This is a genomic window from Mucilaginibacter sp. P4_E8, from assembly GCF_056401495.1.
Genome location: NZ_JBFUJG010000428.1, coordinates 1 through 816, shown reverse-complemented (window position 1 = coordinate 816; position 816 = coordinate 1). Strand labels below are relative to the sequence as shown.

Below are 816 nucleotides of genomic sequence, written 5' to 3'. Positions count from 1 at the left end.
GTTAGAGGAAATTGATTGTGTAAAAATCGTGAATTGAATATTTCAAAAAAAAAGGACAGTTGGATTATTATGTATAAAAAATCCTTTCATAGGGAAAATTCTTAATAAATGGAGCATGACGGTTAGTATCGAAGAAAAGCAGGAATGTTAAAATTGTACTCTTTTTCACAAAAAAGTAACAAACCGCTCATAATGGTTATTTCTTGAATGATATACTTATATTTAATATATACCTAATACAGTCAATTATTTACTTAAACCCACTATTATGAGACGATTTTTAATGTTTATTTCATTTATAATAGTTATAAATGGATGTTCATCTTTAAAAAAAGACCGCGAGAAAAAAGATCGCGAATTATCTGAAGTTGTTTTAAATGATTTTAACATGTCGGTGGCTCCAAACACCTTAGACAGGGTTGGTTTTATATTTGCTATTGATCAAAATAAAAAGCAAATCCCAATAACTTATTTGGATATTAAAGCAACCGAGGGCGAAGCAAAACTTCGAAGCGCCTCGGAAAATCGTAAAATGAGTTGGGGGGTATTAGGTAATTTTCTAGGATTAAGCACTTTAGGCTTATTAGCTAATACGGGCATAGATAATAATACTAAAGTAGAAACTGCGATCTCGTTTGATGGAACAGTTATATCCAGAGCAATGCTGCTTGATATTGATCAAATACTTTCTCAAAAGAAACAAGAGATTAAGAATTTTGTGATAAATAATCATTACGAGAACTTCAAATTTTATTTAATTATTGAAACAATAAAAGCAAAAAAAGTTAATTATAAATTTTCAAGTAATGTGGCGGG

1 protein-coding gene is annotated in these 816 nt (G+C 29.5%); it reads left to right on the top strand.

Translation table 11 applies throughout. From position 1 onward, the window contains the following. Window positions 1-268: 268 nt before the first annotated feature. The coding region (locus AC1DRQ_RS31915; protein ID WP_477430232.1) for a hypothetical protein at window positions 269-816 on the top strand (548 nt) is incomplete at its 3' end.